The 12,914-nt window shown below is 52.2% G+C and carries 11 protein-coding genes; 3 read left to right on the plus strand and 8 right to left on the minus strand.

All coding sequences use genetic code 11. The annotated features are described in order from the left end of the window. Positions 1 to 284 precede the first annotated feature (284 nt). The gene (locus tag AC6H42_RS31415; RefSeq protein WP_497549761.1) at positions 285 to 1,130 is read left to right on the plus strand and encodes a hypothetical protein; all 846 of its coding nucleotides are present in this window, start codon (positions 285 to 287) and stop codon (positions 1,128 to 1,130) included. Between the two features lies 1 nt (position 1,131). Here the strand turns inward: AC6H42_RS31415 and AC6H42_RS31420 are convergent, their stop codons facing one another. Beyond that, complete coding sequence (locus AC6H42_RS31420) at positions 1,132 to 1,599, minus strand: very short patch repair endonuclease (RefSeq protein WP_497549762.1); 468 nt, start codon at positions 1,597 to 1,599, stop codon at positions 1,132 to 1,134. Positions 1,600 to 1,605: 6 nt separating this feature from the next. Continuing rightward, the gene (gene dcm / locus AC6H42_RS31425; protein ID WP_497549763.1) at positions 1,606 to 2,979 is read right to left on the minus strand and encodes a DNA (cytosine-5-)-methyltransferase; all 1,374 of its coding nucleotides are present in this window, start codon (positions 2,977 to 2,979) and stop codon (positions 1,606 to 1,608) included. Positions 2,980 to 3,209: 230 nt separating this feature from the next. On the opposite strand from dcm, the gene AC6H42_RS31430 reads away from it, so the two are divergent. Then, complete coding sequence (locus AC6H42_RS31430; protein WP_497549764.1) at positions 3,210 to 4,475, plus strand: type II restriction endonuclease; 1,266 nt, start codon at positions 3,210 to 3,212, stop codon at positions 4,473 to 4,475. Here the strand turns inward: AC6H42_RS31430 and AC6H42_RS31435 are convergent. The 5 genes from AC6H42_RS31435 to AC6H42_RS31455 all read right to left on the minus strand — a co-directional run bounded on the left by AC6H42_RS31435 (position 4,472) and on the right by AC6H42_RS31455 (position 9,799). Then, the gene (locus AC6H42_RS31435) at positions 4,472 to 5,221 is read right to left on the minus strand and encodes a DUF6339 family protein (RefSeq protein WP_497549765.1); all 750 of its coding nucleotides are present in this window, start codon (positions 5,219 to 5,221) and stop codon (positions 4,472 to 4,474) included. The two genes, AC6H42_RS31430 and AC6H42_RS31435, sit on opposite strands and share 4 nt — an antisense overlap. Further along, positions 5,218 to 6,060, minus strand: a complete 843-nt coding sequence (locus AC6H42_RS31440) for a hypothetical protein (RefSeq protein ID WP_497549766.1) — start codon at positions 6,058 to 6,060, stop codon at positions 5,218 to 5,220. Before AC6H42_RS31440 ends, AC6H42_RS31435 begins: the two co-directional genes overlap by 4 nt. A gap of 1 nt (position 6,061) precedes the next feature. After that, on the minus strand, positions 6,062 to 7,921 hold the full coding sequence (locus AC6H42_RS31445; protein WP_497549767.1) for a hypothetical protein: 1,860 nt from the start codon (positions 7,919 to 7,921) through the stop codon (positions 6,062 to 6,064). Positions 7,922 to 8,768: 847 nt separating this feature from the next. Further along, positions 8,769 to 9,434 carry a contractile injection system protein, VgrG/Pvc8 family gene (locus tag AC6H42_RS31450; protein ID WP_497549768.1) on the minus strand — a complete coding sequence of 222 codons (666 nt, stop codon included), beginning with the start codon at positions 9,432 to 9,434 and terminating at the stop codon, positions 8,769 to 8,771. Positions 9,435 to 9,529: 95 nt separating this feature from the next. Further along, complete coding sequence (locus tag AC6H42_RS31455; protein WP_497549769.1) at positions 9,530 to 9,799, minus strand: PAAR domain-containing protein; 270 nt, start codon at positions 9,797 to 9,799, stop codon at positions 9,530 to 9,532. Positions 9,800 to 10,042: 243 nt separating this feature from the next. Between AC6H42_RS31455 and AC6H42_RS31460 the strand changes: the two genes are divergently transcribed. Then, complete coding sequence (locus tag AC6H42_RS31460; protein WP_497549770.1) at positions 10,043 to 11,998, plus strand: histone H1-like repetitive region-containing protein; 1,956 nt, start codon at positions 10,043 to 10,045, stop codon at positions 11,996 to 11,998. A 20-nt stretch (positions 11,999 to 12,018) separates the two neighbouring features. Here the strand turns inward: AC6H42_RS31460 and AC6H42_RS31465 are convergent. Next, the coding region (locus AC6H42_RS31465; RefSeq protein WP_497549771.1) for a hypothetical protein at positions 12,019 to 12,914 on the minus strand (896 nt) is incomplete at its 5' end.

The raw sequence follows: 12,914 nt of genomic DNA on the forward strand, positions 1-12,914 counted from the left end.
TGCATCAACTTTAATTCCTAGCGTGAGTTAGCTTAGAATTCCATCGATAATCTAATGGAAACACCTTGGGGAGACCTAAAATCACTGGATCTGCCAGATCCCGATCAGGCTTCGGCCATACTGAGCCTAGATAAGCACTCTCTTCTAGAGGGCTTGGTTGCGGAGTGTGTTTTCGATCAGATCATGTTTCCATCAAGGCTAGTAATGGCATAGATGCAAGTTTCCTGGACGTCGAAACAGCCATAATAGATACTAATCGGCCATCGCACCAATGGATTGCATTTGTGTGGGCACGAAATATAGCATCGCCTGGGCTGGGTCGGTATCTTATAGCACTGGAAAAACAATTTACCCCGTATGTAATAACCTTTGAAGATAATACTTTTGTGGTCGCAAAGGCGCTTGCAGGTCGACGAGAAAAAAAACGGCGACCTCTTGTAGAATTAATGGACGAATTGTCGTACGGCCATCACACGCCGTTCAAAGTTGATATAGATCTAAGAAACCGGGTGCGCCAAAATCAAGTATTTTGGGGCTTCATTTCGCAACACTATTCAGACGAGCTGGCCAGCAAAGTATTACTCCCTAGGATTTTACTGAACTGCGGCCTTCAACCTTATTTTCGGTCCTTATGGAACCTTGATCGTATTTTAATAACAGGAACAGAAATATCTCTTCTTGAAATAAAACATAAGTTTCCTATGCACCGAAGCCCTTCGCTAAGCTTTTGGCTAAATTTAGGTGAATTGACAGTTTTTCAAAAAATTGCAAAAACCGGCATAAAGTGCTTCTATCTTATCCTAGTAAAACCAGAATGGTCTGACAAGATAGGCCCTATGTACCTGTTGAATAATTTAAATACCAGAGACAAAGCTGCACTCATAGGAAAAGTGCTAGACAATAAGACTATATCCGAAATCCTTCTAACAAGAACCTACCAGTCTGGGAAACATACCTCCATAAATGGGGGTAGCAGTATCCCGTTCAAAATCTTGCAGGCCACCGGCTTTGAGAAAATGGGAACACTTGCAGACACCACGGAGACAATTGCGCGAAAAATTACAAAACTTTTATCTGGAGGCCGAGGAGAGGCCGTAACCAACGAGTGGCTTCGCTCACTTAAACTTTGAACTACTGATCATCACAAGATATATTCAATACAGCAACTTGGTCAACCGGGGCTCGGATTATTTTTTCCAGCTCATCCTTCAAATACTCATCAGATTTTCGCTGCCTACCTTTCAAGGCACACTCCCAAATATAAAGCACACGCCAACCAGCATTTAACAATAGATGTTGGTTCCTAGAATCACGTGCACAATTTTCAGATAATTTATTCACCCAAAAATCCGTACGAGTTTTCGGAACTTCAAATAAATAACAACCATGGTTGTGCCAAAAACAACCTTGAACGAAAATCGCTAGCCGATACTTTGGTAACACTATATCCGGCTTCCCTGGAAGCTTTCGAGCATGCAATCGGTATCGAAAGCCACTAGAAAACAATAACTTCCGGACCTTCATTTCAGGTTCAGTATCTTGCGAGCGGATTGCCTTCATATTGGCACTCCGCTGCAATTTATTGTGCACATCACCCATACTTCACTACGCAGCGATTTTTGTGACGCCCATCAACCGGGTTATCTTTCTTCCGGCCACAACACGATCCTTCATTAAAGCCGCAACTGCCGCGAATACGGGAACAACAACAGAATTCCCAAATTGCTTGTACGCCTGCGTATCTGAAACAGGAATTCTAAAATCGGCCTGTGTCGGTCCATCATAGCCCATCAAACGTGCACATTCCCGTGGCGTTAATCGACGAGGCCTATTTTTTATATTCGACGGTTCGGAAAAATCCAAAGACGGATCGAACCCCCGATCAATAAGAATTTCGGATCCATCTTTATGATAACGAGCGGATAAGGTCCGTGTCGTATCACTTGGCTTAACGAGTCCATAGCCAAATCCATTCCCTTTAGCTTTATGTTTTATGGAGTAATTAAACAAATATTGCCAAAGCTTTTCAGAAAGAATGTAACCGGGATCTACATCTTTTTCCAAAATGTCACCAAGAGTGGGTTTTTTATTTGGAAAATATTTTGAAACATCTTTCAAAGAAAAATTCGAATGAACATTCAAATCCTTCCTAAAACCAACTAACACTATCCGCTCGCGATGTTGCGGAACGAAGTGTCTGCCATCAATCACTTTATAATCTACGCTGCCAGCTTGATCTGTGTCCGCCACCCAGTAACCAAGCTCATCGAGCGCCCGCATTATGACCTTGAACGTATTGCCCTTATCATGACTCTTTAAATTCTTAACATTCTCAAGAACAAATGCAGTCGGGCGCTTAGCGGCAATTATCCTAGCCACGTCAAAGAAAAGGGTACCTTGAGTGTCGCATTCAAAACCGTGTTTACGTCCGAGCGAGTTCTTCTTTGAAACCCCAGCAATCGAAAAAGGCTGGCAAGGAAATCCTGCCAGCAAGACATCATGATCCGGCACTACCTGATCGATATGTTCGTAGGCTTGCTCTTCTGTGATATCAACTTGATCACTCAGAGTAACCTTCCTAATATCATCATTGAATTTATGATAAGTTTCGTCGCAATGATAGTTTGCTTTATAAGTCCGAACAGCAAAAGGATTCCACTCGCTTGTGAAGACGCATCGCCCCCCAGCATCCTCAAATCCTCGGCGGATGCCTCCGATCCCTGCAAACAAATCAATGAAATCAAAATCGTACTTCTTATTTTTGGCTGGCGCCGTAGGCAACAGGGCCTGAAGATGTGCGTACTCAAGATGCCCTAACTTCGGACTGCTCTTCCCCCCTACCCAACGATTTATGGTTTCACGACACCAAGAGCCTGGTGACACCTGGTTGAGGTGCTCGGCGACGAATTTTTGATCGTAGATCTCCAAGGTCTTCTTCAGAAGAGCCAGGTCTTCGGTATGCGGGTTCAATGTTGCCATAACGACTCTGTAGGGTTAGATGTGTGACGCATTATCACTCATTTGACCCAGCAAGTACAGGAAAATCTACTGTATGTATGAACAGCCTTCGCTCGGGAAAGCGCATCCCTAAGCATTTTCTTGCCAAGTCTGGACGACAACCATCTCGTTGTATAATAAAAACTATTCCAAGCGGAAATTTTCCGCACTCAGTCACCCAATCAATGGGCGAATGCCCTACCAGGAGCGCAATGTTTACCGATAAGCTAAGCGACTATTTTGAGGGCGCAGCCGCAAAATACTTGAGTGTCGTGGACGCTGAACCAAAGGCGTCAAACCAGCACGAAATTGGGGGGCTACCAAAAGCTGGCTTTAGGAAATTTTTAGGTACCCCGAAAGCAGATGACAAACTATATTTTTCATCTCGACAAGTTTATATAGCTGACGAACTAAGCGAGCCCATTATAACTGAGAGCATGGTTTCTTGGTATGATTGTCGCTATGGGAAACCTCGGCATCCGGAGTATCGCCTTTATTACTATGACAACCCTGTCGTGGAGAATATCTCTCCTGGAGACCTATGCCTAATTGCTAAGCAAAAAGATGGAAAACTTTTGATCGTCTTCACTCCAAGAGGCGGTACCGTGGAGGGGCAGCTCCGCACCCTCTTCGGCCTTGAAGCTGTGAGCGAACAGATGAAGCCAGGAAAATTAGACACCGTGAGTCTACTCTTGCCGCTTCGCTTAATGCTAGAGTCTCTAGGAATTGAATTACAAGAAACGACAGAGACCGATTCTCACTGGTTAAGCATTATGATTGAGAAATTCGGTGGCGATGACTTTCCGTCAACTAAAGATTTTGCCAGTTTTGCGCGCAATTCAGTTTCTAAACAAGTAGACCCTGTCAGAGATCCTGACGATACGTTAATGACCTGGATGGATCAAGAGGAACGCTTCTTTAAAATTTATGAGCGACATCTGGTGCAGGACCGGCTAAAACAAGGATTCGGTGTAAACGGTGAAGATGTTGAACAATTTATAGATTTCTCACTGCGCGTCCAAAACCGTCGAAAATCAAGGGTCGGGCATGCGTTTGAATCTCATCTTGACGAACTCTTCAGGAAAAATGGTTTGAAATTCGAGCAAGGTCGGGGAAAGGGAAAAACTACGGAGAACAATTCCAAACCAGATTTTGTATTTCCTTCTTTCGTCGCGTATAAGGACCAAGCCTTCCCATCTGAAAAATTGGCCATGTTAGGGGCGAAAACAACTTGTAAGGACCGGTGGCGGCAGGTGCTTAGTGAGGCAGCGCGCATTCATAACAAACACCTCATAACTCTGGAACCGTCAATCAGCGCAGCCCAGACAGATGAAATGGCGGCTCACAATCTACAACTTGTAGTGCCCAAAATCCTTCACGAGACCTATGCAGTTGCTCAACGCGGCCAGCTCCTCGATTTATCATCGTTTATTTCTATAATGAAGGAAAAGCAGGCCTCTTCAAGCAAAAGCATCTAAGCAGCTTTTGCTTGACCCGGCCTGCGATTCTTCGCAATTTCCAGGCACCGCACCAGATGAGCATATACTTGCTCATCTGGGAGAGCTTCGAACATAATGCCTCCGCTTCGTTTATTAACTTCAAACATGAAATCAGCAATAGCCGCATCGTAAGAATCGAACCAGCTGTCTTGTCCCAGCAATCGAACGATGCCTTTGATTAACGGCTGACGGAACGACGTATCAGCCCGATCCATTATCTGCAAACGAATATTTGCGCGTGCGAGCAACCGTTTCAGCCCAAATTCTATATCGTCAGGTGAGGCCAGCGCTGCAATATGTCCATTCCACCACAGTCGCCCAATGGCATTATCGTCCCGACATGCAGGAAGTCCTAATGCAAAGAAATGTAATCGTGCCTGCCGAGCTTGATCATGCCGTAACCAGCGCTGTCGCGCATAATCCAGACATTCAACGTGACAAAGACGAGTCCATAAGCGCTCCTCTCGCGCCATCGCTGGCGTGATGCCGGTTGTTCCTTTGTAGATTAGTAATGAGTTATTTATTTCGGCATCAACAGTCTTTTCTGGATTCAGCTTCCCCGCGATAGCCGTATCCCAATGGGCGAAAGTTGCCTGTATCGCCCATCCGTTTGCTTTTTCGAGATCCAGGAAGTTTCCAGCCTTATATCTTTCGACATTCTTATCCACATCCCGCAAAAGCTGCTCCACCACTTCAGCAGACAATAGTTTCATTGGTTCAATCATGACAACCCCTCATCGCTTTCGATCAGATTCTGTAGCACAGAAAACGGCAAGTCCAAAAGCAACTGAGCATCGTTAATCAAGTCAACATTTTCAATGTCTACGCCTGCCGATTCGCAGCGCGCACGAAAAGGATGAAGCCATCGATATTGCTCGAAATGGTCGTAGCCTTCTCTCAAATGATCAAGAACCTGCATAACGATGGGCACATAAAGGCTATTCATCACAACGTCCCTAGCCATATCGCTGGACTGTCGCAGTCCCTGAACAGTCCTGTAGGTCTTTTCTCCCATCAAAACAGTAATACGGTCGCATTCTGTATCGACCTCGAAGCGCCCTTCCTCCACCTGAGCTGAGGAGACAATTTCGAAGATGGATTCAAGCGCTGGTAATGGTGCACGAGTAACCTCGATAGTCTGCTCGTCATCCAATGCAAGTATCTGCCCGGGATTAATGTCAAACTCGCCGGAAAACTCCGAGTGCGCGCCATGTGGTTTATAACCGTAAATATTACTCGCCGCCCATACTACCGGGCGAAGCTGCACTCGGCCCAGCAAGGCGCCTGGGGCAAACTGATGCGTGCCAATAGGAAAGCCGAACCGCTGCAAACGCCGCAGTCCAGTATCTTGACATTTTATGAAACATCCAAACAGTGCAGAGCCATCTTGTAGTAGCCTACAAATATCAGGATGGTCAATTTTTACGTTGCAGTGAATTGCAACGGGAAACCCATCGCCTTCCTCAAGAAAAGCGATTCTTGTATCAATAGTAGCGTCCGCAATGTCGTTTAGCCAAGGGGCCAAAACAGGGTGAGGGAAGCTTGTAGTTTCGGATATCTTCATCTTACCCTCCCGAATTGGCCACAATTTCAATGGCCTTTGCAAACAATTCAATCGGACCTACGAATGGTTCAGAAAAGATAACTTGCAAAGCGACCCGTTCCCCAGCTGTTACTGTGGTATGGATCTTACCGTTGTTTGATCGTCCCACAGATGATTCTTCAACCGAAAGTTCAACATCGCCACTTAACCCTGACGCAGCTATCGCCAACTCAATTCGGCCATTTATCCCGGGCGTAAAATATATTGTTCTGAGCCGTGCGTCGGCTGGATTAGGCAATCGTGAACGAAGTCCTTGAAGAACAATTGGCGGATATGTGCCGGTCCCGGATCGACGTCCAGTTCCTTTCTTCCGTGGATTTTTCTTCCCTTTAGTGCCCCCTCCCAGCCCCCGCCCACTCCCATTGGCGAGAAGCCTCCGCTTACTCTTACTTGCATCGCCGTATTGGAAGCGCTCAGGATCCCGCTCCACATCACTCACGCCATTGTCCTTTGTCACTGCGCCGGCAGCAAACCAATGGGATAGCTCATCTAGCTGACTATGATTTATGTCATCCATCTTTGCAATAGACCGTATGATTTTCCGCACTTCCTCAATCAATTGTTTGATCTGAGACCGAGCTTTCTTCAGCTCCGTTGGGTCAACTATACGCTCGGGTTCAAATGCATCATGAGAAGGATTTTCCAATTGCTTCAACAGAGCACTCGGCTCGTGCCCCGCATGAGTGCGAGCAGGCTCCAGTAGCGCAATAAATTCCCGTGTCCCTGGGAAGCGCTTCATAGGTTGAGAGAATTTGGCGAAATTGTCGGTAATATAGATGCCATTCCTAATCACGTGAATTTCGCGAGGTAGCCCTTCCGCCACTAACAGACGAAGTGAAAAATCTCCTAGCCCACGAATGCAGATTGTATGCTTCGCAGCCGCCTCGGACCTAGCACAGTTGAGAAGCCGTCGCGCGCGATCCAATTCTTCCAACTGATCGGCTTCTTCTGCCGTTGCTCTCAAGATCGGCGAATCAAGCAGACTATCCAGTGTGGCCCGGTTTATATGATTTCCATCCTCGACGACGAACGTGATTTCATTGCGCTCAATAGCTAGGAAGAAGTTTGTCACTAAAGCCAGTACTATCCGGCTTACCCAGTCCTCTTCCTCCCTAAATCCAATTGAATATATTGATGTCCCGATTTCGTGCCTGGCCATCCAAGCGGGTACGCTCGACACCTCTTCAATGGCTTGGAAGTTTGGGTTCCCCCAATATCCCTCGGCAGAGAAATTTTTCCCCTCAGCCGTGTGCGATATCAACCGCAGGCGTCCCTGTGCTGCAAAATGCTTCTCGCCAGACTGTGGATCCAAGTAGCAAGTTGAGTAGACAACCGTTTGAAGATCGGAAACTGCATACGCTGCGTTCTTGCCAATGCCGAATGAACCAGCCGAGGCGCTATCAGCTTTCTGGGTTACTCCATCTCCCTTCACAAGAGCGGCAAAAACGGAGGTTGGGTCAGCGACTGGACCAGTTAATCCCGTAGTATTCTGATCCGAGATCTCAAGAATATTTATTAATGACGCGCCAATTGCACTGCGGGCCCGTTCCAAGTGCTGCCTCGTCTTCTCATCTCGAGGTGCCACAAGGCAGCACTCTACTGCGCGCTGAAGATCGTCAGCGAATGGCAGATCTGCACGCGCAATTTTCAACAGGCGAAAGGACACGTTAACAGGTTTATTACCAATTGCTGCGTCTCGACTATTTTGGCCGATCTCCCGTGCGCAACTTCTATAGGGAGAACCTCGGAATGTCTCAAAACCAGAATAGGCGAGCCCCTCTACCTTCTGAGCTTCATTCTTAATGAACTGAATTTTTGCCATTGTGGCCTCGGATTTTCATAAAAATAGCCGGATACCTAACATAACGAGATGGCATCGTAATCGCCCGGTAAGGCATTTGCAAAAAAAATGGACCAAACGATATCACGTTAAACTATGTCAATACTATGGGCGAAAATGCCCAAAGTAAAGAAAATTTATTTTCTCTGTGCTGCTTGGGCGTCGCTTCATAGTCATCCGTCTGAGCTCTACGATTTTTCGCCTCAAGGGTATTCTGCTGAACGTGGTAAGGATGTCGTGCCGCGGGCGAGGGCGTTCTCGCGCATGATGAAATGCAGGGGCAACGGGGCGATGTCGCAGAATTGATTGCAGGTTTTAGAGACCCAACTGGCAACTCCCAAAAAGACAGTGACTACTGCTGTGCCAGAGCTCGCTAGCCTTAAAACGAGTACGGCTGTTACGGGGTGTGGCAAAAGATGTCCGGTACGGGCCACTCGCAACAACGTGGAACTCCTCCGAAAGCTAACTGTCTAAGTATTGGTGTCTTTGTTGTAGTATCTTTAAGAACACCTACCTCTCCGACACTCTCTTCGAGCGCATGGGGCATCAACGGAGAAAGTTATGTTAGCCGATACTGCGTCGCAGCACTCCTCCCTACCTTTCCAGATTCAACCATGCATGGCTGACCACGGCGACACTAGCGTCATAGTCGATTCCGAAGGTCGTATTGTCGCAAAGATTCTTAGTCCCGTTTGGGACAAGAATGCGAACTTGAAGTACCCCAAAGATCGAGGGAATGCGACTCTCATTCTACAAGGGGTAAACTCCTTCTATCCAATGAGGGCTGCGCTAAAGATGCTACATGATTTAGTTAAATTGGAACGACAGCTTACCCATGGAAGTGATCCAAGCTCCCGATGGGAGTACGCGGAGAATATAGGCGCGGCTCTCGATGAGGCCGCTTCAATTCTAAACGGCCTCGAAGAATGGCAGGACTGTTATGGAAGGCGCCGTCGGACTCATTGGGCTGCATGGTGAATTCGCGCTTGGGGTAGCTGATGGTGTCGAAAAAGTCGGCCAGTTCGTGCTTGAAGCAGATGGCGAGCACGCGGTTGCCGAGTCGCCATTCGTCCAGGATCAGCTGGACGATTTCCACTTCGTCCTTGTTACGGAACACGCGTGTGTTGATGCGCTTGTCCATGATGGAGAGCGCGTCGCGCAATACGAGTTGGTAGCTGGCCAGGCCGCCGTCGCTATCTCCAGCAGCGATCTCGGTGATGACGCCGCAGACACTGCGCAGCTCGCCACGATCGGTGACGAAGTCGAGGGCGGCGGGCAGACCGATGAATTCCTTGAGCGGCAGCTGGGCGCGCGCGGAGACGCACAGGATCCGGTATTCGAGGCTGCCGCAGATGCTTTCGGTGCCGTACACGCGTTGCGGAAGCAGCATATCGTGGGACAGCTGGGTGGAGCAGTCCAGGCGCAGACGCAAGGGACGGTTAGTGGCAATCAGGTCCTTGGTCTCTACCAAGAAGTCGAGCAGGTCGCTTTCCACGGGGACTCCTGACGGGGTGAACTGGTTCAGCGATGATGTCATTACCAGGATCAACTGATCTTGATCATGCGCAAGCAATTTCGCTGCGCTGGGGCTTAACAATCGGCGGAGAAATCGGCTAGGGTGGGGATGAGCTGGGCGCCGCAACTGGTCCTGTGGCCATCGTAAGCGACTTCGATGCCGTCTATCGTGTGGCACGGATTGCCTTCGATGATGTTGGTGGTGCCGTGGCCCGGGATTGGGCAGGAACACTGGTCGCCGACGCTTGCAACAGGGATGCCGTGCACAGTGAAATGCGCGGCGCGCGCAGTTATGACTCGGCCACCATGCGTGGTGGGGTCGCCCAGCCGTATCACGTTTTTCATGATTGCTCCGATGTTTGGAAGATTGTGGCGATGATTGCATTGCTCGGACTGGCCTACTTTGAGCGGACTCAACGGAAGGCTGGGCAGGGTCTACGCTTGTGATAGGCTGTGTCGATATGATCAACATTCCGTGCGCGGCGATTCGATGGTTCCCAGATTAAGTGCCTCCAGTAGCAAGACGGTTTTAAACGACCCTGGACACTGCCTGCGCGAAGGGTTTTCGGCTTGAGAGCGGCTGGCTTCATGCAGCGGGATCGCTGGCGGTTGAGCAACGCCATGTTGCTTTCGCTGGTCATTCACGCGCTGCTATTGAGCGTTACCTTTGGCGGGCAAACCTTCGGGTTTCCCGGGCTGAGCCTCCCCTGGAAGGATCGGCGGCTGGAGGCGAGCGACTTGCGCATTGTGCTGATGCCGCCTCCTCCTCCGCCCGCGCCCGCGCCGGCGCTGACGCCAGAGGCTCCCTCGCCCACCAAGGTCAATGGTGCAGTAGGCAGTTCCGCTGCTGCGCAGCCACGTGCGCCTGCTCCCTTGCCGGAACCTTCTCCTGCACAGTCTCAAGCGGTTGGGATGACGGCCTGGAAGCGCCCGGAAGTGAACTTGCCGATTGCTCCCGATGCGCCGCAGACGCGAGCGCCAACCACCGTTCTGGAGCGGAATTCGCCCGTGCAGGGAGGTGATGTGCCGGCGCCGGAGAGCGCAGGTGATTTGGGGCAGAAGCGCATTGATGACGATGCGCGGGAGCAGGCGCTTGAACGGGCCAGGGTGGAGCAGGAGAGGCAGACTACGGAGCGCGCACGGCAGGCGGAGTTGACGGCGCAGCGTGAAACGTTGCGGCAAGAGCAGTTGCGGGAAGATGCGGCACGCGCCGAGAAGGCGGCCAGGAGCGAGGCGGCGCGACTGGATGCAGAGCGGTTGGAGCAAGTCAGGCAGGAGACTTTGCGGCGCGAGACGCGGCAAGAGCAGGCCAGGCTGGACGAGAAGGCGCGGCAGGATTTCGCCCGGCTGGAACGGGAGCGTGCGGAAGCTGCACGAATTGAGGCGGAACGGCAGAAGCTGGCGCGGCAGGAGGAAGTTCGTCAGCAAACGATACGGCAAGAGCTGGCTAACCGGGATGAGCAGGCACGGCAAGAGGCGGCTCGGCAGGAGCGGGACCGGGCCGAGACGACGCGGCTGGAGGCGGAACGCCAGAAGCTTGTTCGGCAGGAGGAGTTGCGGCGCGAGGCGCTGCGGCAGGAAACGCTGCGGCAGGAGCAAGCCAGGCAGGATGAAAAGGCGCGGGAGCAGTTGGAGATGGCTCGCCAGAACGCGGTACGGAATGAGGCGGCGCGGCAGGAGCAGGCAAGGCAAGAGGCGGCACGCCAACAAGCGGCGCGGGAGGAGTTGGCGAAGCAGGAGTTGGCGAGACAAGAGATGGCTAAACAGGAGGCTGCCCGCCAGGAGGCCGCACGGCAGGAGTTGGCGAGGCAGGAAGCAGCAAGGCAGGAGATCGCACGCCAGGAAGTTGCGCGACAAGAGCTGGCGAGGCGGGAAGCATTACGTCAGGAGGCCGCGCGTCAGGAGGCTGCGAGGCAGGAGGCTGCCCGCCAGGAGGTAGCGAGACAAGAAGCTGCGCGACAGGAGATGGCTCGGCAAGAAGCGTCACGGCAGGAGGCTGCGCGGCAAGCGGCGAAGCAAGAGGGGGCGAGGCAGGTTACGTCGCAGCAGGAGCAGGCGCTGCGCGAAAAGGCGGAGCGGGAGGCGCAACGCGAGGAGCGGCTGCGGGCGATTGGCAAGCAGCTCGATGCGGAAGCGGCCCAGCGCGAGGCGCAGAACCGCCCTTCCCGCTCTTTGCTGCCGATGGCCAGCGGCTTGCGGCGCGGATGGATGTACGGCCGCGCAGATCCGAATGCCGACCTGGTCCTCTACGCGGAAGCCATGAGTAAAAAAATCGAACTGAACATGACCTTCGAGATGGTGCGCGAGGTGGTGAAGCAGCCGCACACGCAGCCGACGGTGACGGTGGCGGTACGCTCAGACGGCTCGGTGGAGAAGGTGACGTTCGTGGTCTCCAGCGGCGTGCCCGCTATCGACGAGGCGATACGGCGCGTGGTGGCGAGCCAGGCGCCGTATGGCGCGTTCCCGCCCACGGTGGCGCGCCAGTACGACGTGATCGAGATCCGCCGCACCTGGGTGTTTGATACGGCAATCCGCCTGCAGTAACAGCCTGGGCGCCGCGCGCCCTAGTGCTGGACCGGTGCGGCTTCGTCCTTGTTTTGCTGCTTCTCCTTGAGCCAGGCTTTCAGCTTGGCCATGTCGCGGAAGTCGGCCACGTCGCAGGCGATGTTTTCCAGCTGGTGTTCGAGCAGGTGCTTTTGCAGCCGCACGCAATGCTGGGCGATGCTTTCCGTGAACGGCGGGCTGCCCGGCAGGTTGAGCTGAACCATCAGCGAGAACTGGATGCCAACGGTGTCGAATTCCAGGTCTTCCAGGTAGTCTTCAATGAACTCGACCTTGCGCGATATCTGCCTCACGCCCAGGCGCGCGGTGCCGGGCCGCCGGGTCAGGTCCAGCTCGATGTCCAGCACCCGCAGTGCAACCGGGTCTTCGTTGATGTAGCCGGCGTTGGCCTGCTCGAGCAGGTATGGCTGCTGCTCCAGCGGCAGCGTGAGGATGATGCCCACCAGCTTGGCGTGCAGCTCCTCGGCCTCGGCCTGGTCGCCTTCTTCATCGAAAGAACAGGATACCGGGTAGGTGTCGGCCAGCAGCATGTCGCCCACTTCGCGCAGCACCGGCAGGAAGCGGGCACGGTCTGTGCGGTAGTCGCTGCCGCTGTAGCGGCTGTAGAACTGGCGGATTTCGCTGTCATCCTTTGTGCTGAGCATGCGGTCCGCCAGCACGCAGATGGTCTCGGCGATCGAGGTACGCTCGGGTTCGGTCAACGTGCCGTTGCCGTAAGCCTGATCGAAGACGCGTATCAGTTGCCGGGCGTAGACGCCGAACTGCTCTTCCAGGGGCTCGAGGGTGCGCCTGCCCAGGTCGCGCAGGCGCACGGCGGTGTCTTCCCAGCGCGCGTAGGTACGGCGCGCTTCACCCAGTTTGGCGAGCACGGATTCAAGCTCCTGCCGGGCGGCGGCGA

It is taken from the genome of Massilia sp. NBRC 108631 (assembly GCF_059704565.1).